Raw genomic sequence first — 22,920 nt, 5'->3', positions numbered from 1 at the left:
GCATTAACCTAGCCAGGATTTTGGAGGCTGGGCTTTGCCTCCGGAAGCCTGGCGTAGTTAAGCGCAGAAGTCAGTTGTGTGGAGCACGTTTCAACACCACGCCTCGATTGCAACTAGGGTCAATTCTGTCCAACGCCTAGCATAAGCAAGACAGACAACAAAACCGCCAGAGGCGGCGGTTTTGTCATGGTCATTCTGTTTGAGTCAAAAGGTGACTCCGTTCTCTCCTGCCGTTAGGTCGCTTAGTCCAACTTGCTTTCGATCTCAGCGTTGACTTTGCCAGAACCTGTCCGACTATAATTATGAATATCATCCAAAATGCTATCACGGAAAATCTTGATTGGTTCATCAGCGGCGTCTTTTTCACCATAACGCCGGACGGAAACCGTTTGGGCCTTCAGCTCTTCGTCACCCACAACTAAGGTATAAGGGATCTTCTGGGTTTGCGCTTCACGAATCTTGTAACCCATCTTCTCGTTACGCAAGTCGAGTTTGACACGGACACCGGCCGCCGCCAATTGTTTTTGGATATCTTTGGCGTAATCTGTGTGCAGATCCAAGTTTACGGGGATGACCTCAACTTGTGTCGGCGCCAACCAGGTTGGGAACGCGCCCTTGTAAATTTCCATCAAGTACGCAATGAAGCGTTCCATGGTACCAACGATGCCTCGGTGCATCATGACAGGACGGTGCTCTTGACCATCCGCGCCAGTATACTTCAAATCAAATTTCTCAGGTAACATGAAGTCTAATTGGATCGTGGACATGGTCTCTTCGCCACCAAGGGCTGTCTTGGTTTGAACGTCCAACTTAGGACCATAAAAGGCCGCTTCGCCCTCGGCTTCATAATAATCCAAGCCTAATTCGTCACAGGCGCCCTTCAGCATCGCTTGAGCGCTATTCCACATCGCATCATCATCGAAATATTTCTCGGTATTGGCTGGATCCCGATAGCTTAAACGGAACGTGTAATCGGTGATATTGAAATCATCGTAAACTTCCATCATCATTTTCAAAACGCTCTTGAACTCATCTTTGATTTGATCTTGCGCCAAGAAAGTGTGGCCATCATTCAAGGTCATTTCCCGAACCCGTTGTAAACCGGATAACGCCCCGGATTTCTCATAACGGTGCATCATCCCTAATTCGGCGATCCGAATCGGCAATTCCCGATATGAACGGTTGTGATGGTTGTAAATCTGGATGTGGGATGGGCAGTTCATTGGCCGCAATTCCAAAAATTCGCCATCGCCCATATCCATTGGTGGGAACATATCTTCACGATAATGATCCCAGTGACCGGAAGTTTTATACAGATTCAAGTTGGCCAAAACGGGCGTATAAACATGTTCATAGCCATTGGCAACTTCTTTGTCAATGATGTAACGTTCGATCACGCGGCGAATCGTCGCGCCATTAGGCATCCAGTAAGGTAGGCCGGCACCGACTTCAGGATCAACGAAGAAAATATCCAGATCACGGCCGATCGTCCGGTGATCCCGTTCCTTGATCTCTGCCCGTCGCTTCAAATCACCGTCAAGATCGGCCGCCTTGAAGAAAGCCGTCCCGTAGATCCGTTGTAACATGGGATTACTGGACTTGCCTTGCCAGTATGCGCCGGCAACAGACAACAATTCAAAATGCTTCAGTGGCGCCAGGCTCTTCAACAAAGCGTGATCGCCAAAACTCAGGTAGTCGCCTAAACGATAAACGTTGATTTGAACCGCGTCAATCGCGTTCAATAATGATGTCTGATAAGGATCATCCTTGAATTCTGCCAACAGTTCAGCTTTATCCACTAATTTCCGTTCGATCGGTTGATTAGCGGAGATAACTTTTTGCATCGCTTTTTTGATTGCTGGTAATTCGTTGATGGCAACCTGTCCCGCAGCCCGATCCGTATCTAAATAGAAACCATCTTCATTACTTTGGTGCTCACCGAAATGAACATCGCCGTGCAACTGTTTCAAAGCCGCGCCTAAAACGAACGCCGCAGTATGCCGCAAAACTTGCAATCCTTCTGGATCGTCACTGGTCAAAATCCGAAATTGACCCGCTTGTTTCAGCGGTTGCTCCAAATCAACGATCGTCCCGTTGACTTCACCAGCAACGGCCTTTTTAGCCAAACTACTTGCAATGCTTTTCGCAACATCAAGCGTGGTGCTGCCAGCTTCATATTGACGCTGACTTTGATCTGGGAAAGTTAACGTGATTTCTGCCATGATAGTTCCTCCTTGTTTTTGCCACAAAAAAAGCCCTAGTAATCGATTGATTACTAGGGACGTTATTGGATTAACGCGGTTCCACCCGAATTTTGGACATAGATCCACTCATTATGATCAATAACGGAATCACCCAAAATAATCGAAGCGGTCGCAATCACCGAACCGGAGAAGCTCACAGCCAAGGCTACTCTCTCTGCACAAGTTCAATCGTCATTGTGGTATCTTCAAGCGTTATTAAACCACAAAAAAAAGAAAAGAGCAAGTAGAAATTAGAGTGCGGCGCGCAACGGGTTGACTTCGAGCACTAGCCTAGCAAAGGTTTTGAAAGCCGCTTTTTGCTTCCGGAACATTTGCGTAGCTAAGCACAGAAGTCAGTTGCGCGCAGCACGTTTCAAAATTAGAGTGCGAGCCGACCCGGGTAGTGCTTGAGCATTAGCCTAGTAACTGTTTTGGGAGCTGAACTTTGCTCCCACAACAGTTACGTAGCTAAGCGGAAAGCACTGGGTCGGTGAGCACGTTTCAAAATTAGAGTACGGAGCGCAACGGGTTGACTTCGAGCATTAGCCTAGTAACAGTTTTGGGAGCCGGTTTTAGCTCCCGGAACTGTTACTAGGCTAAGCACAGAAGTCAGTTGCGCGCAGCACGTTTCAAATCACACCAAGCATCTCCTGGAGCACTACCCCAACAACTTAGGATCAATTTTCCGTTCCCGGGTGTAAAATTCGCGATCATGTTCGTTGACCGGACGCACAACCCGGCACGGATCCCCAAAAGCGACAACATTATCTGGGAGGTCTTTGGTGACCACGCTCCCAGCACCAATCACCACGTTATCGCCGATGGTCACGCCAGGTAACACGATCACACCGGCGCCGAGCCAACAGTTGCGGCCGATGTGGATCGGCAAATTATACTGATAACCCTGTTGGCGCAACTCAGGAAGAATTGGATGGCCAGCTGTGGCCAGCGTGACATTGGGACCGATCATCGTCCAGTCGCCAACATAAATGTGGGTATCATCGACCAAGGTCAAGTTGAAATTGGCGTAAACGCCGCGACCGAAATGAACATGATGCCCACCGAAATTGGCATGCAATGGTGGTTCCACATAACAACCCAAGCCGATCTCAGCGAACATCTCCTGTAATAAGCGTTGCCGTTCTGGTCCAGCGCTGGGGCGAGTCTGATTGTAATCATACAACTTCTCCAAACAACGTTGTTGGATCGCCGCAACCTGTTGATCATCCGGATGATAAAGATCGCCTTGGTGCATTTTATTGAAGACATTCATTGGTAAACGCCATCCTTTATTTTTGATAAAATCATTCATTGCTAAATTACGTCATTGAGTGGCTGCGCGGAAACCGGCTCCGGTTGCAGGGCACCATCCCCACACCAGCAAGTAGCCGCCACCGCCCGCCAAAAGGGCAATTCAGGCTGTGACTGGCTCATGCCCGCGGTCGATTCACTCGCTTGATCCGGCGTTGCTGGGACTGCACCAGCGCGACAATCAGCGCCAACAATAATAACATGGTGATCACCCAAACCAGCACGTTTTGCGTCAAGGGTCCCCAGCCGATCTCACCCAAAAGGTTCCACCAGATCGGTGCGAGAAAGGCGCTGACAATGGTCACAATGGTCAAGTAGCTGCTCATTTCTTCCACTTGATTCGGCGCTAATCCCTGTTGGCTGCGCACCACCAAGTACGGTCCAGTAAAGGAATAAACGAAATTGAAGCCTACCGCCGCCATGATCGCCAACCCCTGATTAGGCGAAAGCAACAGCCCAAGAACCGTCACCGCCGCGGTCATGTAGCCAGCGGTCAACACATGTCGCCCCCAACGTCGATAACTCCGCCCGAAAAGCATCCCGGCGGCGAAACCGCCAAGATTCATCAACGCCAGCGTCAAGCTGGTCACTTGGGCGCCACCGAATCCTTTTTCACTGAACAAACTGGGCAACTTCAATTGAACGCCCCAAATGACTAAATACGTCCAAAAAGTCAGTAAAATCAGCCACCAAGCGGAACGTGGTAAGGGCGTTCGAACCACTGGCGCCACCGATTGCGGCCGATCCGGCGGCAAGAAACGGCCCACCGCGAGGGCCACAAGTAACAGCAGTCCATGGATCCAGAAGACCCAACGCCAATTTCGCGACGCCAGCGCGCCGACTAGCAACATGATCATGGTACTCCCCAAGGCACCGATGCCGGTTTGATACCCTAAAAGACGCGTCTGCTGGGCGCCCTGATAATGATGAACGATCAGGCTGATGCCATGAGGCGCGTATAGCCCTAAACCTAGACCTAAGAGGAAGCGACTCACGGCAATCGCGCCATACGACCGCAGCCAAACAGGTAGGCACCCGGCGCCAGCGCCCAAAAGCAGTCCCACTAAAATGACCCGTTTACTCCCCCAACGACGCGTTAACCACGGATTGAACAATAACGTGATCAACGCGCCCAGATTGGCCAAGGTCACTAATAATTCGATTGCGGCTAAAGGCAGCTGGGGAAACTCCTGCGCCCATTTTGGAATCACGCTGGTGACGGCCAAGGCCAGTCCCCCCACGGCCGAAATACTTAAAATCGTAATCAGACGTCCACCCGCTTGGATATTCCTTGATTGTTTTGTCATAATGACCTCATTTCTGCCACTTGCCGGACAACCAGGTGATTTATCTAGTCTTTAGAAGTTAAATGTTCGCGCCATTGCGCCTGCTCGCCTTGCCAATAGGCCTCATCGGCGGCGGTGATCGGACGAATGACCCGGGCAGGCACGCCAGCAGCAACCACGTTATCCGGCAAGTCCTTGGTCACCACTGCGCCAGCGCCCACCACGACATTGCTCCCGATCGTCACCCCTGGACAAACGACCACGTTGCCACCTAACCAAACATTGTCCCCAATTGTGATTGGGTGGCCGTACTCCAGATCCGTATTCCGGACGCTAGCAACCACCGGATGACCTGCGGTGTACAGTGAGACCCGTGGCGCTAACATTACGTTGTCGCCAATCGTGATCGGCGCTACATCAAGAAGAATCGCATCATAATTAGCATAGAAATTGCGCCCCACATGAACATTGTGGCCATAATCCATTCGCATGGGCACTTCGAAATAAGCATCCTGACTGGGACAATCGATCAACTCCGCCAAAATTTCAGACCGTCGTTCGCCTTGATCCGGCGCCGTTTGATTATATTGATACACTTGTTGTTTGGCCTGTTTCCGCAAAGCGACCAATTCAGGATCGGGCGAATAATACAACCGTCCCGCCAACATTTCCGTTCGTTCTGATGTCATAAGAAAAACCTCCTGTAAGTGGATACAGGAGGTAGTTTACCATGTTTTTCTGGAACAGAGGGGACAATTTCGAAAGAAACCAGCCACAATTCTAACGGCTGAGCTTGATTGGACCCACCAATCACAGTCTGCCCAGCTCCGCCCTTGGCTAGGCGGACACCGCTAACTCACTACCGATGATACCGGGCGTAGGCCTGCCGGTAAGCACTCGGGGTGGTCCCCTTCCACGTTTGGAAATTACGATTTAGATTTTTTCGATTGCCAAAGCCACAGCGTTGGGCGATGTAGTCGATTTTATCATCGGTTTCTAGCAATAACTTACGGGCATTCAATAGTCGCACCAGCCGCAAATATCGATTCAGTGACATCTGAACGTTGGCGTTGAATTGTTGATTCAACGTCGTTTGCGAAACATGAAACCGGTGGGCCACTTCCGCGCTACTGATCGTTTCGCCATAATTTCGATCCAAATAGTTGATCACTTGATCGACCAAGGGCGCGTTGGGCTGGATCGGCGGCGAACTCGGCGCCAGCTCAGTGAAATTATCCGCCAGAAGCGCCAGCACTTGATAAAAATGACTAAGAATCAATAACCGCGCCACATCCGTAAACTCTTGATGCAGCAAGTCACGGATCTGATTTAAGTGCAAAGCCAGTTGGGCATAAGCTTCTGGATGGACCGCTTGGCTGGGGGCGCCAAATAAGCGCAAGGACCAATCGGCGCTTTCCGGTAATTGCGTCAGTAAGAACTGGTCGTCAATGATCAACCCGAATTCATCCCATTGATGTGAAGGCGCGCCGCTAGCGCTATGGACAACGCGGCGGTCAACGGCCCAGATCGCGCCTGGTTGGTGATGCCGCGTGGTGCCATCGGTTTCAAATTTCAGGGTCGGACCGGCCACTAAATAATTCAATTCGATGCCTTGATGCCAGTGTGGCGAAACGCCAATGCTGGTCAAGGGATCATGTTCATAGAATTTAAATGGCAGTCGCGGCCAAAGTTGCACGGTTTCATGCTGGATCATGTTATCCCTCAAAGCGCGTCAGGCCCACCTGGCGCACCTATTTCTTTCTGCGAATGACTCGCCCTAAAGACTACTTATATCATAGCACATCACCGGCTCGGCTCCACAGCAAAGCGGTCCTTTGTGGACGCCACGGCAACGGAATCTACCCAGAATTGTCCCCTCTTCCTGCCTAAAATAGGACCTTTCCCCTAAATAAAAATGGTATGCTGAAGACATTCAAACCTCCTGCCACTAACCAACCTAGCGATTGGTTAGGCGTAGGTTCGAGTCGCCGCAAGGACCATCAGCGCCACCTTCTTCAAAACAGCCTCACCTCAACCGCGAGTGCAAGCGCCAGCAAGCAATAACCCCATTGATCAATGGAACTTCAACGGAACTTCAACGGAATTTCAACGGAATTTCAACGGAAGCAAAAGAATAGAGAGGAGTTTTCAAATGAACATCAAATTAGTAGCAATCGATATCGATGACACACTGTTGAACAGCGCTGGTCAGATTCTCCCCAGCACGATCGCGGCCGTGCGCCAAGCACAAGCAAAAGGGGTCAAAATCGTCCTGTGTACCGGGCGACCACTGGCAGGCACGCGTCATTTCCTCAACGAGCTTGGCTTGAGCGGCGATGATGAATATGTGGTCACCTTCAACGGCGCCGCGATTGAAACGGTTGCCGGTCGGGTTCTAGCGCGTCATTTAGTCGCCAACCAACATTATCGCGCGCTCACCGCCTTCGCTCAAGATCACCAAGTACCTTTCAACGTGCTTGATGAAGACGGCATTATTTACACGGCCGATCATGATGTGAGTTGGGTCACAGTGGTGCAGGCCTGGGAGAATCACGCCGGGCTTTTGATACGGCAACCAGCTGACCTGCCGACTGACTTTTCGATTGCCAAAGGCTTGTTCGTTGGTGAGCCCGAACAGTTGGATCAAATTGAAACTGCGGTTCGCCAGCGCTTTGCCACGGAACTTTACGTTGTTCGCGCCGGTCGAAATTTTCTGGAATTGATGAATCCGATCGTCAATAAAGGGCACGCGGTCACTGAATTGGCCCGGTTACTGGAGCTCCCGACCAGCGCGATCATGGCGATCGGTGACGAGCAAAACGACTTGGCCATGTTTGCCGCGGCCGGAACAGCGGTGGCGATGGCCAATGGCGCGGAAAGTGTCAAAGCGCAAGCTGATTTTGTCACGACCAGCAACGATCAGGACGGCATCGCCCACGCCTTTCAAAAATTCGGTCTCATCGATTAGTGTCATGCAAGTTCGGTACGGCCCCTTCTTGGCGCCTAACTGACCCAATCAAAGAAGACAATTAACGCTATCAGCGCTGCTGACAGCGTTTTTAATTCCAATAACTTTCACAAACGACTTTTATTTTTTTAATTGTGAGCTATAATTTAATTGTTATAGCAGTTCGGTTAAGGGGCAAATCAACCGAACAAATTATTGATGGAGTGAGGGTGTGTTTATGTTCAAGAAAATTTGGCAACGCACTGGGCGAATCATCGCCTTAACCATTTTGACCACGGCCACGTTAGGCGGAAGTGGCGGACTGGGCAGTGGGATGGCGGCACAGGCGGCCGTCAATGATGATGTTCCCAATGGCGGCAGTTTCTACGCAGATGTGCCCGAGGCTAAAACGGCCCCCTTGCAGGCAGCGCAGTTCTTTCATATTTTTTCCAACGAGGCGATCACTGGCGCGCACACCAACGGCAATATCGCCACAGACGAGCTGTTCAGCGAAACCAACTTTGGTACCAATGTGATCGATGGTAGCTTGGTCAAGGATATTTACTACTTCCAAGATGTGCACAAAATCAGTTCTTCGGCGTTCGTCAGTTCTGATATGGCGCGCAACAAAGCCGTTTTCGGTGAGGATACCGAGATTGAATTGGCCAGCGCCAGCAGCCAGAATGCGATTTCGGTCAACCAGAACAAACTAGACCATTTACAAGAAGATGAGGTTTACCAAGACAAAGATCAACAGCAATATCTGAATATAAAAACGGAATTGGCGCATGATCTGGCTCAATCAAACACTTGGGGACAGGCGCAAAATTCTCCGGATGTTCATTATGACAACAGTAACGAGAATAATCGCGTCATCACCATCACCCCTAGTGTTAATGATGAACAGATTCTGTTGACCAAGAAGGATCAAGCCGGGCGACCACTGCCCCAGGCGGTATTCAGTCTTTATCGTAACGGTGCCACACAGCCACAGGTCACCGGGCTGACCACCGATGAGAACGGCCAGATCCGGGTCAGTGTTGCACAAGCCGGGCTGTACTATTTCGTTGAAACACAAGCCCCGGCTGGTTACGAATTAGATTCTGATCACCATTTTGTCGCGGTCGATCCCAGCAACAGTGGCAGTCAGGCATACCACTTTTATAATTTAGACGCCAGTGAACTGGAGCGGGATCGCCCGCTAACGATCAAGGGGTTATCACGCACTGGCGGACCCCTGGTGATCAATGTTCATGTGGGGAATCAGGCAACTTTGGACATCCAGTCCCAGATAAAATTAGTCATTGATGGCGCCGATCGGGTCAATCATGAAACCGAAGACTTCAGTGATGCCAAAATTCTCTGGAATTTCGTGGGCGCCAAAGGCACGCAGATCGGTGTGCAAGCCCCGTTCCAAGGGACCATGCTCGCGCCACAAGACGAGATCACTGCTCATCAGAATATTGATGGCAGTCTGATCGCCGATCGCGTCAATGTCAAATCCGGCGAGACGCACCGCTGGGATTTTCAAGGTGATGCTTCGACGAGCACGCCGGCGACGGTCACCGTTGTCAATGAGGCGCAGGATAACGATCCTGATCAAATCAACGTCAGTGGGAACAAGGTCTGGGACGATCAAAATGATCAAGATGGTTTGCGTCCAACCTATCTGACCGTTTTCCTCTGGCGTCAACATCAAGGCGGCGCCAAGGAACTGGTCACCCAGAAAATCGTGACTGCAAGTGGCGCTTGGCATTATGAATTCGCCGATCTGCCCACCCACGATCACCAGGGTCGCCCCTGGATTTATTCCGTTTCCGAAGCGAAAATTCCTGGCTACACCACGACCGTTTGTGATGATGACCTGATCAATCAGCACAGCCCAGCAGTAACCGCCATTGCAATCAAGAAAATTTGGGACGATGCCGCCAATACATCACAACGGCCCAATTCGATTACTGCTCATCTCTGGCGGCATGGCAACAACGGCATTGAGAAGGTCGCCGACTTCGAATTGACAGCAACCAATCATTGGCAAAAGCAATTCAATGACCTCCCTAAATATGACCAAGGCATCAAGATCCATTATTTTGTGACTGAAGATGATCTTGCTGATTATAGCAGTGAGATCAACGGTTTCGACTTGACGAACCACTTAGATTTGAACGACCCGGACACGACTACCGTCTTTGGCGCGAAGGTTTGGCATGATCAAGATAACATTTACGGCAACCGACCCAACAATATCACCGTGACCTTGGAACGGGCTTGGGAAACTGGCGCGGACGGTGAACCAGCTTGGCAATTTGTCGCCAGTAAAGTTGTCGATGCACAGACCAACTGGGAATATTTCTTTAACGATTTGCCGAAATTCTCCGAGACCGGTCAAAAAATCAACTATCGCGTCACTGAGGCAACCCCTGATGGTTATACGGTTACCCAGGACGGCCATAACCTGATCAACACCGCCGATCCTGAACTTGGCGAGCAAGGTACTGAGTTTATCAACTTGCGCCTTCGTAAATTTTGGAATGACCAGCAAAATCAAACCGGTCAACGCCCCGCCAGCATCAAGGTCCAACTTTATGCGAACGACCAGGCCCTTGGCGCTCCTAAAACACTCAGCGCCAATCAAAACTGGGTCGGCTTGTGGCTAGCGCTGCCGAAATATGATGAGCAAGGTAAGAAAATCAATTATACGGTCAAAGAAGTTGTGCCAGCTGGTTACAGTGCGAGCTACGACCAATTGCCACTAACGGATGACGGCCAATTGCAAGAAATCAATTTGATCGACACCTTGAACACCACCACCACCAAGCCCGAACAACCAGGCCAAAGCACTGATCAGAAAGCAACGAAAGAAACGAAAGATCGGCCAACGTCACAACATCAAAAGCGCTTACCGCAAAATGGCGAGCGTCCAACCAGCATCATGGCAGTTCTCGGTGGTACCTGCTTGATTCTGACACTAGCCGGTTTTAGTGCGGACACCTTGAAGCGTCGTCGCCGTCGGAACTGATCATAGCTAGACCCACTTTAGTTCCCTGGTGCCAGGTGCCAGCTAAGCCACCCACCCAACCGCAGCACCTACGCCGCTGCTGCCAGCAAAAATACCGACCCCAGTAAACAGCAGCGCCCAGCAAGCACCAAATAGCGAACGGCCCTCCAGCCAAATCAATGACTGGAGGGCCGTTCGCTATTTTTTCCGATGGAAACTTGGCACCCAGAAGTGGGTGTCTGAAAGATCCTGCCTAAATTCCTGATGTGATTTATTGTTTAAAGCACTTGATTCAAGTTTCTGATCAAGCAACTTTTCAAGCAAACTTTTCAAGCAAACTTTTCAAGCAAACTTTTCAAGCAACCTTCTTCGCGATCCGACTAAGGCGCGATGCCGCCGGTTTGCCGCAGATTAGGACCTTGCATCGGTAACTCGACCGCTAAGAAGCGAATCCGCTCCATCAACCGTTTGGCCTTGAGCACGTCTGTCTTTTGCCGCGTGTCCGCCAGAAATGTTTCCAGCTCGGCCATCGCTAAGTTCGAGGTGAAGCAGGTGGTCAACCGTTCTTGCATCCGGTACTGCAAAATGACGCCTAACACCTCATCACGAACCCACGGTCCATTACTATCCGCGCCAATATCATCCAGAATCAAGACCGGCGCGCTTTGGATTTTTTGGATCTGCGGCCAAACTTGCCCTTCACCGATCGCCTGCTTGATTTGGGTGGCAAAAGTCGGGAAATGAACCAAAGTCGTGGCGATGCCTTGCTTGGCCAGCTCATTGGCGACTGCTCCCATTAAGTAGGTCTTACCAATCCCGAAAGGACCAGTCAAATACAAACCTCTGGCAAAGGGATGCGGCCCTGGCTGACTCAACTCCTGCAACATCCGCAGCGCTGCGTTGATCGCATCCTTACGTCCTGCCGATTGCTGATAGGTCAGTAGATCGGCGGCGCGCAGATCATGAGGCAAGTTGACCATCGTGACCCGCTCCCGGCGCGCTTGAGCCGACCGGGCCGCCGCCAACTGAGCCGTTGGGCGATAGGCAACTTCGATCAACCCGTTATTGAGCAATAAATACGGCTCATAACCGGCCTGGGATAAGGCGCTGTTGGGATCCTGATTGGTTTTCACCTGGTAAAACTCATAGATTGCCGAAGCCGATTTTTCCAATTCCGCCGTGGTAATGACTGCCTGATGGGCGCTTAAGAAGGCCTGCACATCGGGATCACGCAAGGCAGTGGTCATCAAAGCTTGATAGCTCTGATCCAGCTTCTTCTCTTTCATAAATTTATCCAAATATTCATTAAGACTGTGCATGTTCGTCACCTCGCTGTTGCCTCTTTTGTTTGAGCCATGCTAAATTCTGTTGAAGCTGATCATCCACCGGTCCAGTTGGCGCCTTGGTCGTGCTATCCGTGCTATTGGGAACCGCGTTTGCCGGCGCCGCCGCGTCACCATCACGCAACCAGCTTGGCACAACGCCTTGACTCTTCGCCGAACGGCGTTGACTTGATTTCGTTGGCGCCGTGCCATCTTGCCGCTGATGATAATATGTCAGTCCAGCCTCTGGGGTGGTGATTTTCTGCGCCACCCAATCCTGGGCGATCCGATCCAAGGGCGCCACGGTCACGGTCGGGTTCTCCTGTAAGCAAACCCAAACCAATAAATTCAAGGTATCCGCAGAGAAAATATGCCGCTGTTGCAGTGTCTTTAAATTGAACTTCTCTCGATTACCCACATACAGTTTCGACCCCAGTTGCTTCTTGACCCACCGAGTAAAGGGCAACAGACTTAACGACTTGGCCGCCTGCAGAAGATCTTGATCTGTCTGACTAAACGCTTGCGCCGGTGCTGCAGGCGCGACCACCGCAGTTGACGGTGGCGTGGTCACCGCCGAACCGGTTGTTGGTGTTGTCGTGGTCGGCGATTCTTCAGGATTGAGTTGATCATAAAGGGTCAGCGCCCGCTCCTCCAAAACTCGGAAATCGATTTGATTAGTGGCCTGATCCAAGCTCTTACTGATCAGACGCGCAATATCCGTCAAACTAAACTCATAAAATTCATGCAACCCAAAGATCTCACTTTGATGATCCATGATCTCATTACGCTTGATCTGTTTTTGCCCCACTAAGGCAATCAAGGTCTCCCAGTCAAACGTCGCCAACTGCGCCGGACTGATCTCACTGATCATTTGCGTTGGCCCCTTGACGCGCAACGCTTGCACGCCCTGTCGCACTTCTTCTGGTGGTGTTAATAAGGCGCTACTAGGCAAATTAAACACATCCAAAAAACCCGCCGTGGTTTCTTGCGACTTGGATAAGTCAACTTGCGGTAAGGCGAAGGCGGCGACCAAGCTCATGTAGCGTTTCCGGGACACTTTTTCTAGTAGAAAAGTTGCTAGGATCTCTTCATGAAAGAAGTCCGCCGGCGCTAATGGGGGGTATAAGAAATAAAGGGCATAATCCCCGATTTGATCGGTCGTTTGAAAGCTGCGGACCAACCCGACGGCCTCGAGTTGGCGCCGCGCCTGCATAAATTCCTGTGGATTGATCCCCAATAATTCCAGTAATGTGAAATGAGACGACCGCCGTGAGCGCAACGCCTGATCGTCAACTTGGGCCCAAAGCGCCTGGTACAGTGTAAAGGCATTGGGATTCAGTAACGGCTGGTACAGCTGGGCCAGCACCCGTTGATCAAGATCCGTTAGAATCCCACCGCGAACCAAGAAGTAGCCACTGGCGGGATCAAGTTGGATTGGCTCAACCATTACTGTGGTCATCTCCCTGACTTGATTGGCCCGCGTCATGCTTCAGCGAACGGTTCTCCTTGGCAATCAGTTCCTGCACCTCTTGCATGAAAACATTCATGTCTTTAAATTGCCGATAAACACTGGCAAAGCGAATATAGGCCACATCATCGAGCTTAGCCAAATATTTCATGACCAATTCGCCAATATCCTCCGAGTGAATCTCGCCTTCGCCACTTTGACGAATATCTCGCTCGACCTTATCCACCACGGCGGTCATTTGATCCATGGAAATGGGCCGTTTCTCAGCCGCACGAACCAGTCCGCGCATAATCTTCTCTCGGTTGAATTCCTCCCGAGTCCCGTTCTTCTTGATAACCAGTAGTGGTGTTTGTTCGATCCGTTCAAAAGTTGTAAACCGATAGCCGCAATTTTCGCATTCCCGACGGCGACGAATCGCGCGCCCTTCATCAGCGGGGCGACTATCGACGACCTTCAGGGAATTGTGATGGCAACGTGGACATTGCATAATTTGACACCTCTTTAATAATTTCGATAACTTTGATCGCAGGAGTTTCAGTTCCCCCGACGAAATCAAGCGCACTTGCTATGCTTTATATTATACCTTAAACCAGCGGTGAAACCAATTTCCATCCCAGGATTTCGCGCGCTGACCGGTAGCCGTTTGCCTCACCAACGCCCCAGGACTAGCAAAAAAATCTTGAACGGTCCAATGACCATTCAAGATTGATTGTCGGCGTCTTATTAAGCAGAACGAGCCAACTTCCTAACGCCCAAGTCAGCTCAGAATTAGACTCGCACTTAAGCTCAGGAGCGTAACCACGACTGAAACGCGGCGCTGCGGACAAAACGCTGAAAGTTCGCGGTCAAAGTGGCCAAGTCCTGGCTAGTATCCAAGATGAAATCCGCCGTGGCCAAGCGCTGGGTTCGCCCGATTTGCGCGGCAAGCCGTGCTTGGGCCGCCACCTTAGTGAGCCCATCACGCTGCTGCACACGCGCCAATTGCAGTGCCTCGGGAAGATCAGCCACCAGAATGCCATCACAAAGCGTTTGATAATTCTCTTCGATCAATAAAGGAATCTCCGCCACCACTAACGGCGCGCCGCTTTCTCGACCACGCGCGATCGCCGCCGTGATCGCGGCGCGGATCCGCGGTTGCGTCAGCTGATTCAACTGCGCCAGCGCTTGGGGCTCGCTGAAAACCAATTGGCCTAATTTGGCCCGATCCAAACTGCCGTCCGCGCGCAAATACGCCGGACCAAACTGGGCTTGGACCGCCGCTAATCCTGGTGAATCAGGCGCCAGGATTTCGTGTGCGATTTGATCAGCATCCACCAAGAAAGCGCCCCAGTTGACGAAGCAAGTCGCGACCGCCGATTTCCCGGAAGCGATCCCCCCGGTAATTCCTAGGACTTTTGCGCCTAAATCAGTCATCAAGCACAACCCCCTGGGGGAGTGGCTGGCACTGAGGACAGAAATGTGTGCCTCGACCACCGACTTTGATTTTCTTGATCGGAGTTTGGCAACGAGGACACGGATCATCTTCGTGACCGTAAACGTGTAGCGCGAACTGAAAATGACCTTGATGACCATTGGCGTCAACATAACTGCGAATACTCGTGCCACCAGCGGTCACCGCTTGGTTCAATTCCGCGATGATCTGGTCGTGCAGCGTCTGCGCCTGGGTCAAGGTAACTTGATCTGCCGGCAATAACGGGTTCAACCGACTTAACCACAAGACCTCATCCACATAAATATTGCCCAACCCGGTAACCACATGCTGATCCAGCAAAGTCGGCTTCAACGCCTTATGATGCTTTTGTAGCCCGGCATAAAAACCAGCGACGGTGAAGTCGGGTCCCAGTGGTTCAGGACCTAACGCCTTGATCCCGGATAACTGCTCCTCAGTTCCCGTCCGCACCAAGGTCATCCGGCCAAATTTGCGAACGTCTTGATACTGCAGGCTGGTGCCGTCGGTAAACGTGAACACCACATGCACATGCTTGTTCGCCGGCGCCGATGTTGGTTCCAAGAAATATTTGCCTTCCATTCGCAAATGGCTGACCATCGTTAAATCATGGTCAAACCGAAACAGCAAGTACTTGCCGCGCCGTTGGATCGTCTCCACCCGCCGACCAATCAGCGTATCGACAAAAATCGGTTGATCATTCGTCACGATTTTCGGGTAAAGTACCGTCACCGTTTTGATCTGCTTGCTTTGGATCAAGGCGATCAATGAGCGCCGAACTGTTTCAACTTCAGGTAATTCTGGCACAATGATCCCCCTCTTTGTCTGCTTGATGCCGTTTGCTGCCGTTCAACCTAAATTATTTCGCGTCATACCAAGTAGCTCCGTGGGCGCTGTCGACCACCAAAGGTACATCCAAACTGACCGCAGAGTCCATCACTTGCGGTACGATTTTCGCCAAAAGTGGGATTTCCTCGGTGGGCGCTTCGAAAATCAATTCGTCATGAACTTGCAGAAGCATTTTCGCCTGTAGATGTTCTTGGGTCAAGCGCTGCTGCATATTGATCATCGCTACCTTGATGATATCCGCCGCGCTTCCTTGGATCGGCGTGTTCATCGCCGTTCGTTCGGCAAAAGACCGCAAATTGAAATTCTTCGCGTTGATATCCGGCAAATAGCGGCGGCGATGCATGATGGTTTCCACATAGCCTTGTTGCCGTGCTGTTGCTACAATGTCCTTGATATACGCTTGAACATCTGGATACTGTTCAAAATAAGCGGCAATGAACGCAGCCGCTTGTGGTCGCGAGATGCCAATATTCTTCGCTAAGCCGTAATCACTGATTCCGTAAACGATCCCGAAATTGGTGGCCTTCGCCTGGCGCCGCATATCTGGTGTCACTTGACTTGGATCTGTCAGCCCGAAGATCTTCATCGCTGTATTGGCATGGATATCCAGCCCATTCTTGAAAGCCGCTTGCATATTCTGGTCCCCAGAAACATGGGCCAATACCCGCAATTCCACCTGAGAATAATCGCTGGAGAAAATCTCCCAATCAGGATGACTGGGCACAAAGGCCTGACGAATCTTGCGTCCTTCCGGCAAGCGCACCGGAATGTTTTGCAAATTCGGGTCAACTGACGATAACCGCCCTGTTTGCGTCAATGTTTGTAAATAACGCGTATGGACCTTGTGATCAGGGTGGATCACTTTCAATAAGCCGTTGATATAAGTTGACTGCAACTTTGAGATTTGCCGATACGTCAGGATCCGCTCAATGATCGGGTGGCTCTTCTGTAATTGTTCCAAAACCTCAACTGAAGTGGAATAACCCGTCTTATTCTTCTTGATCACGGGCAGTTTGAGTTCTTCAAACAGCACCACCCCTAATTGCTTGGGTGAATTGATATTGAATTCGTGACCCGCGTCTTGATAGATCAAGGCCTCGATTTCCGTCAACGTCTTGCTGAAGTCCTGTTGCATCGCCTTCAAACGTTGACTATCCACGGTGATTCCCGCCAACTCCATCTGCGCCAAAACCAACGCCAAGGGCGCCTCGATTTCATCATAGAGTTGATCCTGATCATTGGCCCGCAACTGCTCTGTCAGCTGCGCTTGGAGTTGATAAATTGCCTGCGCCTTCCGACTCAAGTGCTCGCCTAAAACCGCGTAATCCGTCGGGATCGCCCGCTTGGTGCCCTTCCCGTAAACATCCAGATCCGTTTGCACCCCAGCATAGCCATGAAGATGCGCGATCACTCCTAAATCGTTACTGTTATCAAATGTGTTCAACAAATAAGAAACCAGTAACAGGTCGAAACTCATGCCCGCAATGCGCAAATCAAGCCGGGCCAGCAAAACATCAGTCTTCTTACTGTCGAAAACATATTTGAGCTGGTTTTCATCAGCCAACCACTGACTCAGGGCAGGTTCTTGTAGCAAACTAAGATCATCGCTGTAATACCATTGCTGCGGCGTGCCCAGAGCAAAGCCCACAGGCGTGTCAACATGATAGTTGTCGCCCAGAATATCCAGATCAAAGGCGCGAGGTTGCTGCTTGGCTAATGCGGACGCCAAATTACTTCGGGTCAGTTCAACCAACTTGATCGGTGTTTCCGCCGCGTCGGCTTCATTTTCATCCGCTAAATCGCCCAGATCCATTTTCGCTAATTTGGACTTGAAATCCATTTCCTGATAGAACGCGATCAAAGCGGTCTGATCAACGGGCCGCCGGTTGGTCGCCGCCAAATCAATTGTCAACGGTGCGGTCGTATTGATTCGCGCCAACGTTTGTGACATCAGAGCGGCCTGTTGATCATTGATCAGGTTCTCTTTCAACTTGCTTGGTTTCATTTCCGCGACATGCTCGTACAGACCCGCGATCGAGCCATATTGCTTCAGAAGTTTCAGCGCGGTCTTCTCCCCGACCTTGGTCACACCAGGATAATTGTCGGAGGTATCCCCCATTAATCCTTTAAGATCAACGATTTGTTCAGGGTCGATCCCCAGTTTCTCCCGAACGTGCTCTGGGGTATAGGTTTCCAACTCATTGACACCCTTGATCGTGACTTTAACCGTGGTGTTGGCCGTCGTCAACTGGGTTAAGTCCCGATCCCCGGTCACCACCGTTACCGGCATTTTGTCGGCGGCGGCTTGAGCCAGTGTGCCAATAATATCATCGGCTTCATAGTTCGGTAGCTGATAATGCGTCAATCCATAAGCGTCCAGCAACTGATTGATATAAGGCAATTGTTCCGCGAATTCCGTCGGTGTTTTCGAACGATTGCCTTTATAATCGGGAAACATTTCCGTTCGGAACGTTGTTTTACCCGCGTCAAAGGCGACCAAGACATGGGTCGGCTGCTCAGCGGCCAACAGTGAATCCAGCATATTGCTGAAGGTGTAAATGGCGTTGGTGTGCAGCCCTTGACTATTGGTAAAACGATCCAGCGAATTGTGCAGGGCAAAAAAGGCTCGAAAAGCCAAACTATTTCCATCGAGAAGTAGCAATTTATCTGGTTGTGCTTCCGTTGTCATCAGTCCTCCATCTTTTGTTCCCACGCTAACGCTGGCACCAGCTCGGCTTGACCGTCAAGAAACCAGCAAGCCCACCTAAACCAGAGTCAGAACTCCGCACCGTCATGTGTCCACTCTTAATTCTTGAGCAGATCCTCATAGACAGTTTCATACTTTTGAATATCCCCGGCACCCATGAAAACGACCACCGCGTCGGAATATTGCAACAATGTTTGCATTTGATCCAAATGTAGCACTTCACCGCCATGCTTGATCAACGCGCCGAGATCCGCGCTGGACACCTGACCTTGTTGTTCCCGCGCCGAACCAAAAATCTCCGTCAAATAAACCTGATCGGCCAGATCCAAACTAGCGGCAAAGCCAGGCATCAACGCCTGCGTCCGTGAATAGGTGTGCGGTTGGAAAACCACCACTAATTGGCGCTCTGGGTATTTCTGCCGCGCGGAGTCGATCGTGGCTCTGATTTCGGATGGATGGTGCGCGTAATCGTCAATGACCGTCACTTGACCGAAATGCTTCTCGGCAAACCGCCGCTTCACGCCAGCGAAAGTCAATAATTCCGCGGCGACTTCGTCCATTGCCAGGCCTTCTAAATAACTGACCCCAATCACCGCTAAACTATTCAAAATACTATGCTGCCCATACAAATGAATCACGAAATGACCAATGATCTGATCGTGATAACGGACATCGAACTCAGAGCCCGCTGGTGATTCCTTCAGATTGATCGCTTGGAAATCATCGTCATCTTGCAGGCCATAGTAGTAAATCGGCGCCGTTGCCTGAAGTTTCCGCAAACTAGGATCATCACCCCAAGCGAAAATCCCCTTCGCCGTTTGACGGGCTTCCTGCTCAAACGCGCTGAAAACATCGGCCAAGTCATGATAATAATCAGGATGGTCGAAGTCCACATTGGTCATGATCACATAATCAGGATGATAGGCCAAGAAGTGACGCCGATATTCATCGGCCTCAAAGACGAAGAATTTGGCATCCGCCTCACCCTTGCCCGTACCATCACCAATCAAATACGCCGTTTTATCAACGCCGCTGAGCACATGGGCCAAGAGTCCAGTCGTGCTGGTCTTCCCATGAGTCCCTGCAACCCCGATGCTGGTGTATTGCCCCATCAATTGCCCCAGAAAATCATGATAACGAATCACTTCCGCGCCTAATTCATGGGCGGCCTTGATTTCCGGATGATCATCTTGAAAAGCGTTACCGGCAATATAAGTCCAGCCACTCCGAATATTAGCTGGGTCGAATGAATAAATCGGAATACCAGCCGCTTCTAGATTTTTTTGGGTAAAGGTGTATTGATCAATATCCGAACCGGCCACTTGATAACCTAAGTCATGGACAACCATGGCCAGCGCGCTCATCCCCGAACCCTTGATTCCAATAAAAAAGTATTTCTTCGTTTGCATCATTTTCACCCTAATATCAAATTAATTTAGTAACGCCGCATCGCTTACGCAAATTGATACTGTCCCTGAAAATCAAAAGCCTGACCCACAACCGCGTCATGAGCGAGAACCATGATACCCCGACGAGCCGGCGCGTTCGCCAAAGCCAATTCCCGCGGGCTACAAATCATGCCGAAACTTGCGACACCGCGCAGTTTCCCCGGCCAAATCAATTTACCGCTAGGCATCATCGCGCCCACCAAGGCAACCACAACTTTTTGACCCGCTTGGATATTTGGCGCCCCACAAACGATCTGTAAAGGCTTCTCTTGGCCCACATCAACTTGCGTAATTTGAAGGTGATCAGAATCAGGGTGCGCCTTCATTTCGAGAACGTGTCCAATCACAAATTTAGGCGCGCGATCGGCCTTCAGTGTAGCGGGTTGCTGCGCGGCGCTGAGCAACTGATTGATCTGGGCCACTTGTTCCTCGGTTAATGTCACTTGACCTGAGCCCGCTAACGCAGTCAAATGTTTAGAAGCGTTGAATAAGTTGTAACCAACAACTTGGTCATTGTCACGGCGTTGAATTTGGATCAAATCGCCAAACCGGACGGCCTTTTGTTCGGAAGCCGTCGCCTGAGCAGTGGTCATAATAAGAACGTCGCCTAACGCGACCGGATTATAGCTTGTAATCAGCAATCAAAAAACTTCCCATCATTTTTTTATTGTTATTATTTTATTGTTAATGGCAACTAAAATATCGTCGTTAGCGACAGAAAGCCAGCAGTTCTGCAAAAATCACAGAAGCAACTGGCTTTGGTTGCACGTTTATTATTGTAAGCTAGATGGGGTCTTTTTTAAAGTCTTAGATCGCAAAAGCGAGATTATTAATGAATTTTTCAATCTCTGCCTTAGTTTTACGATCCTTGTTGACGAAGCGACCAACTTCTTGTCCATCTTGATAAGCGACGAAACTTGGGATACCCATAATGTTCAATTCAACGGCCAAGTCCATGAATTTATCCCGATCAACTTCGATGAAATTGATGTCGTGGTATTCTGCTTCAATGGCTGGCATACTTGGCTTGATGAACCGGCAATCGCCACACCAAGTCGCGGTGAAAAACAGCATTGTTTTGCCCTTTGCCGTAATTGATTTAAGATCTTGTTGTTCTAACTCTGATAATTGCTTCATGATCAAGCCTCCAAAAAAAGTTTCAATTCAACTACTTGTACTATATGCTATCTTTTAGTAAGCGTCAACTGAATTAGCTCCGCCTTTTTGATGATTGGTTGACTGATTGACTATCATATTTCGACCGCAGCTTGCGCTGCGAAATTCGGGGTGAGCTCGCTGTGGGCGTCACTTTGAGCTTCGCAAAGCCCGCGAATCTCAAAGCTGAGCCTTGTCCTAAGTGGCAGAGCCGCCAAAAACGCGTTCCACACAACTGCTTTCTGCGCCGATACGCAATTTCACTGGATTGATTGCATCAATCCAGCAAAATCGCTAGTCGTGTTCAAAAGCAACCCGTTGGTTCCACGCTCTCACCCATTTCACGGCGATCTCACCCCGGATTTCTCCGCTCCAGCCGCTCAACGTTTTAATAGCCGTTTGAGCACTCACGCCAGTTGGCAAGCTATCGCCAATTTATGAGGAACCACGCAATTGACGGCCATGGCTAGTGGTCACCAGCTTTAAATTGGTGACACCAGTACAGTTTGTATGATGAAGGAACCTAGTCTCAGCGAATCAACTGAATCGGTCGGTTTCCACTTAAGGATTGTTGAGGGAACTGGTAAAGATGTTCGGTCTACACAAAATGTCCCGACAGCTTGATCCAATTCAGTTGGTGTTGCAGTACCACCTCAAAAGAAGGCGATTGTTTGACCTCTAGCTTGCAAAATCACTTCGTCAAATCCTTCGCCTCGATTGCAGATAGGCGCAATTCTGCCTAGCAACCGCCTCAGGACGTGTGGCTCAGCGGTGAGATTATTCTTAGCGATTTATCGCTAAGAATAAGGCTCGATTTGAAGACAAGCCGCGCACTTTGCGGATTGGCTTCAAAACGACGCCCACCGCGTTCCAGCCACGACAAACGTCCTGAGGCGGTTGCGTCCCCACCAAACCCAGCACACTTTCAATCAAGCACAGATTTCCGGAATCCGTTGGTGTTGCCGTACCATCCCAAAAGAGGGCAATTATTTGACCACTAGCTTGCAAACGCACTTCGTCAAATCCTTCACCACGATTGCAGATAGGCTCAATTCTGCCTAGCAACCGGCTGGGACTGCGCGGCTCAGTGGTGAAATTGTCCTTTGCGGCTTTGCCGCTTAGGACAAGGCCTGATTTTGAGACAAGCCGCGATCTTTGCGGATTGGCTCAAAACAGCGCCCACCACGTTCCAGTCCGCAACAGCAGTCCCAGCCGGTTGCGCTCACGCGCAACACCCACCCACAACTGCAATTAAGCGCAAGATCAAGAATGAAAACCCGCCATTCCGAAAAGAATTTACTCATTTTGTTTGCCCCTCGCCGCAAAACGGGGTATCCTAGTGATTACAGGAGTATTTTGCAAAAAATTTGGTGATCGTGAGGGAGTAACCATGACAGAAGCATCGAAAAAATTTCTCAAATATACCTTGATTGGTTTCGCAAGTGGCTTAACGGTCGGGGCGACCGCAGCTTTTAGCTGGCACTTTAAGGAGAAACAATTACCGGAAAGTCTACTAGACGAAATCAAATCATTGTTTTTGAAAGAAGGACCGATCGAGGGTTCTTGGATCGAAGCAACACCGCGGACCATTACTTGGCGCGGCGACCGTCACTTGGCTTACTTCGGCGGGATCACCCGGGAAGAAAATCAACGTTTGGTTCAATACCAGTTTATTTTCGACGCCAAAACCAAGGAATTACTTGATTTGAAAAAAGAAGCCCTCGCCTAGGCCTGGGCTA

21 protein-coding genes are annotated in these 22,920 nt (G+C 50.4%); 4 read left to right on the top strand and 17 right to left on the bottom strand.

All coding sequences use genetic code 11. The features are described from left to right. Positions 1-242: 242 nt before the first annotated feature. From thrS to EKM94_RS04355, 5 genes are all read right to left on the bottom strand, one after another. A complete protein-coding gene (gene thrS, locus EKM94_RS04375) occupies positions 243-2,222 on the bottom strand; it encodes a threonine--tRNA ligase (protein ID WP_125598042.1) in 1,980 nt (659 codons plus the stop codon). Between the two features lie 679 nt (positions 2,223-2,901). Then, on the bottom strand, positions 2,902-3,516 hold the full coding sequence (locus tag EKM94_RS04370; RefSeq protein WP_125598255.1) for a sugar O-acetyltransferase: 615 nt from the start codon (positions 3,514-3,516) through the stop codon (positions 2,902-2,904). Positions 3,517-3,673: 157 nt separating this feature from the next. Then, complete coding sequence (locus EKM94_RS04365; protein ID WP_125598039.1) at positions 3,674-4,861, bottom strand: MFS transporter; 1,188 nt, start codon at positions 4,859-4,861, stop codon at positions 3,674-3,676. Positions 4,862-4,905: 44 nt separating this feature from the next. Then, complete coding sequence (locus EKM94_RS04360; RefSeq protein ID WP_125598037.1) at positions 4,906-5,529, bottom strand: sugar O-acetyltransferase; 624 nt, start codon at positions 5,527-5,529, stop codon at positions 4,906-4,908. 170 nt (positions 5,530-5,699) lie between these two features. Continuing rightward, positions 5,700-6,554: a helix-turn-helix domain-containing protein gene (locus EKM94_RS04355; RefSeq protein ID WP_125598034.1), complete on the bottom strand. Its 855-nt coding sequence runs from the start codon at positions 6,552-6,554 to the stop codon at positions 5,700-5,702. Between the two features lie 438 nt (positions 6,555-6,992). On the opposite strand from EKM94_RS04355, the gene EKM94_RS04350 reads away from it, so the two are divergent. Together EKM94_RS04350 and EKM94_RS04345 are read left to right on the top strand one after the other, a co-directional pair. Continuing rightward, positions 6,993-7,808 carry a Cof-type HAD-IIB family hydrolase gene (locus EKM94_RS04350; RefSeq protein WP_125598032.1) on the top strand — a complete coding sequence of 272 codons (816 nt, stop codon included), beginning with the start codon at positions 6,993-6,995 and terminating at the stop codon, positions 7,806-7,808. Between the two features lie 217 nt (positions 7,809-8,025). After that, positions 8,026-10,806: a Cna B-type domain-containing protein gene (locus EKM94_RS04345; protein WP_125598029.1), complete on the top strand. Its 2,781-nt coding sequence runs from the start codon at positions 8,026-8,028 to the stop codon at positions 10,804-10,806. Between the two features lie 359 nt (positions 10,807-11,165). Here the strand turns inward: EKM94_RS04345 and dnaI are convergent, their stop codons facing one another. From dnaI to EKM94_RS12765, 12 genes are all read right to left on the bottom strand, one after another. After that, complete coding sequence (dnaI, locus tag EKM94_RS04340; RefSeq protein ID WP_125598026.1) at positions 11,166-12,104, bottom strand: primosomal protein DnaI; 939 nt, start codon at positions 12,102-12,104, stop codon at positions 11,166-11,168. Next, the gene (locus EKM94_RS04335; RefSeq protein ID WP_125598023.1) at positions 12,091-13,554 is read right to left on the bottom strand and encodes a replication initiation and membrane attachment family protein; all 1,464 of its coding nucleotides are present in this window, start codon (positions 13,552-13,554) and stop codon (positions 12,091-12,093) included. The genes dnaI and EKM94_RS04335 overlap by 14 nt, the downstream gene beginning before the upstream one ends. After that, entirely contained in the window at positions 13,547-14,062 is a 516-nt protein-coding gene (nrdR, locus tag EKM94_RS04330) for a transcriptional regulator NrdR (RefSeq protein WP_125598020.1), read from the bottom strand. The genes EKM94_RS04335 and nrdR overlap by 8 nt, the downstream gene beginning before the upstream one ends. 299 nt (positions 14,063-14,361) lie before the next feature. Next, complete coding sequence (gene coaE / locus EKM94_RS04325) at positions 14,362-14,988, bottom strand: dephospho-CoA kinase (protein WP_164511100.1); 627 nt, start codon at positions 14,986-14,988, stop codon at positions 14,362-14,364. Then, complete coding sequence (gene mutM, locus EKM94_RS04320; protein WP_125598014.1) at positions 14,981-15,829, bottom strand: DNA-formamidopyrimidine glycosylase; 849 nt, start codon at positions 15,827-15,829, stop codon at positions 14,981-14,983. Before mutM ends, coaE begins: the two co-directional genes overlap by 8 nt. 52 nt (positions 15,830-15,881) lie before the next feature. Then, on the bottom strand, positions 15,882-18,560 hold the full coding sequence (gene polA, locus EKM94_RS04315; RefSeq protein ID WP_125598011.1) for a DNA polymerase I: 2,679 nt from the start codon (positions 18,558-18,560) through the stop codon (positions 15,882-15,884). Between the two features lie 116 nt (positions 18,561-18,676). Then, the gene (murC, locus tag EKM94_RS04310; protein WP_125598008.1) at positions 18,677-19,990 is read right to left on the bottom strand and encodes a UDP-N-acetylmuramate--L-alanine ligase; all 1,314 of its coding nucleotides are present in this window, start codon (positions 19,988-19,990) and stop codon (positions 18,677-18,679) included. A gap of 41 nt (positions 19,991-20,031) precedes the next feature. Further along, on the bottom strand, positions 20,032-20,667 hold the full coding sequence (gene ytpR / locus EKM94_RS04305) for a YtpR family tRNA-binding protein (RefSeq protein WP_225422158.1): 636 nt from the start codon (positions 20,665-20,667) through the stop codon (positions 20,032-20,034). A 166-nt stretch (positions 20,668-20,833) separates the two neighbouring features. Next, positions 20,834-21,163 (bottom strand): thioredoxin family protein, encoded by a 330-nt coding sequence (locus tag EKM94_RS04300; protein ID WP_125598006.1) that lies wholly within the window; start codon positions 21,161-21,163, stop codon positions 20,834-20,836. A 113-nt stretch (positions 21,164-21,276) separates the two neighbouring features. Continuing rightward, positions 21,277-21,399, bottom strand: coding sequence for a hypothetical protein (locus EKM94_RS12775; protein ID WP_263853228.1), 123 nt, complete (start codon positions 21,397-21,399; stop codon positions 21,277-21,279). Positions 21,400-21,475: 76 nt separating this feature from the next. Continuing rightward, positions 21,476-21,604: a hypothetical protein gene (locus tag EKM94_RS12770; RefSeq protein ID WP_263853227.1), complete on the bottom strand. Its 129-nt coding sequence runs from the start codon at positions 21,602-21,604 to the stop codon at positions 21,476-21,478. A gap of 328 nt (positions 21,605-21,932) precedes the next feature. Then, positions 21,933-22,064 carry a hypothetical protein gene (locus tag EKM94_RS12765; RefSeq protein ID WP_263853226.1) on the bottom strand — a complete coding sequence of 44 codons (132 nt, stop codon included), beginning with the start codon at positions 22,062-22,064 and terminating at the stop codon, positions 21,933-21,935. Positions 22,065-22,271: 207 nt separating this feature from the next. On the opposite strand from EKM94_RS12765, the gene EKM94_RS12310 reads away from it, so the two are divergent. Then, complete coding sequence (locus EKM94_RS12310; protein WP_164511099.1) at positions 22,272-22,436, top strand: hypothetical protein; 165 nt, start codon at positions 22,272-22,274, stop codon at positions 22,434-22,436. 135 nt (positions 22,437-22,571) lie between these two features. Further along, positions 22,572-22,910 carry a hypothetical protein gene (locus EKM94_RS04295; protein WP_125598003.1) on the top strand — a complete coding sequence of 113 codons (339 nt, stop codon included), beginning with the start codon at positions 22,572-22,574 and terminating at the stop codon, positions 22,908-22,910. The last annotated feature ends 10 nt before the right edge of the window (positions 22,911-22,920 follow it).

Source organism: Lapidilactobacillus achengensis (genome assembly GCF_003946655.1).
Taxonomy (GTDB): Bacteria; Bacillota; Bacilli; order Lactobacillales; family Lactobacillaceae; genus Lapidilactobacillus; species Lapidilactobacillus achengensis.
This window is presented reverse-complemented; position numbering and strand designations above follow the sequence as displayed.

What these genes read in the sequence shown, in the direction of transcription:
- thrS (WP_125598042.1), bottom strand. Translation starts at nt 2,222, where the DNA reads ATGGCAGAAATCACGTTAACTTTCCCAGATCAAAGTCAGCGTCAATAT.
- EKM94_RS04370 (WP_125598255.1), bottom strand. Translation starts at nt 3,516, where the DNA reads ATGAATGTCTTCAATAAAATGCACCAAGGCGATCTTTATCATCCGGAT.
- EKM94_RS04365 (WP_125598039.1), bottom strand. Translation starts at nt 4,861, where the DNA reads ATGACAAAACAATCAAGGAATATCCAAGCGGGTGGACGTCTGATTACG.
- EKM94_RS04360 (WP_125598037.1), bottom strand. Translation starts at nt 5,529, where the DNA reads ATGACATCAGAACGAACGGAAATGTTGGCGGGACGGTTGTATTATTCG.
- EKM94_RS04355 (WP_125598034.1), bottom strand. Translation starts at nt 6,554, where the DNA reads ATGATCCAGCATGAAACCGTGCAACTTTGGCCGCGACTGCCATTTAAA.
- EKM94_RS04350 (WP_125598032.1), top strand. Translation starts at nt 6,993, where the DNA reads ATGAACATCAAATTAGTAGCAATCGATATCGATGACACACTGTTGAAC.
- EKM94_RS04345 (WP_125598029.1), top strand. Translation starts at nt 8,026, where the DNA reads ATGTTCAAGAAAATTTGGCAACGCACTGGGCGAATCATCGCCTTAACC.
- dnaI (WP_125598026.1), bottom strand. Translation starts at nt 12,104, where the DNA reads ATGCACAGTCTTAATGAATATTTGGATAAATTTATGAAAGAGAAGAAG.
- EKM94_RS04335 (WP_125598023.1), bottom strand. Translation starts at nt 13,554, where the DNA reads ATGGTTGAGCCAATCCAACTTGATCCCGCCAGTGGCTACTTCTTGGTT.
- nrdR (WP_125598020.1), bottom strand. Translation starts at nt 14,062, where the DNA reads ATGCAATGTCCACGTTGCCATCACAATTCCCTGAAGGTCGTCGATAGT.
- coaE (WP_164511100.1), bottom strand. Translation starts at nt 14,988, where the DNA reads ATGACTGATTTAGGCGCAAAAGTCCTAGGAATTACCGGGGGGATCGCT.
- polA (WP_125598011.1), bottom strand. Translation starts at nt 18,560, where the DNA reads ATGACAACGGAAGCACAACCAGATAAATTGCTACTTCTCGATGGAAAT.
- murC (WP_125598008.1), bottom strand. Translation starts at nt 19,990, where the DNA reads ATGATGCAAACGAAGAAATACTTTTTTATTGGAATCAAGGGTTCGGGG.
- EKM94_RS04300 (WP_125598006.1), bottom strand. Translation starts at nt 21,163, where the DNA reads ATGAAGCAATTATCAGAGTTAGAACAACAAGATCTTAAATCAATTACG.
- EKM94_RS04295 (WP_125598003.1), top strand. Translation starts at nt 22,572, where the DNA reads ATGACAGAAGCATCGAAAAAATTTCTCAAATATACCTTGATTGGTTTC.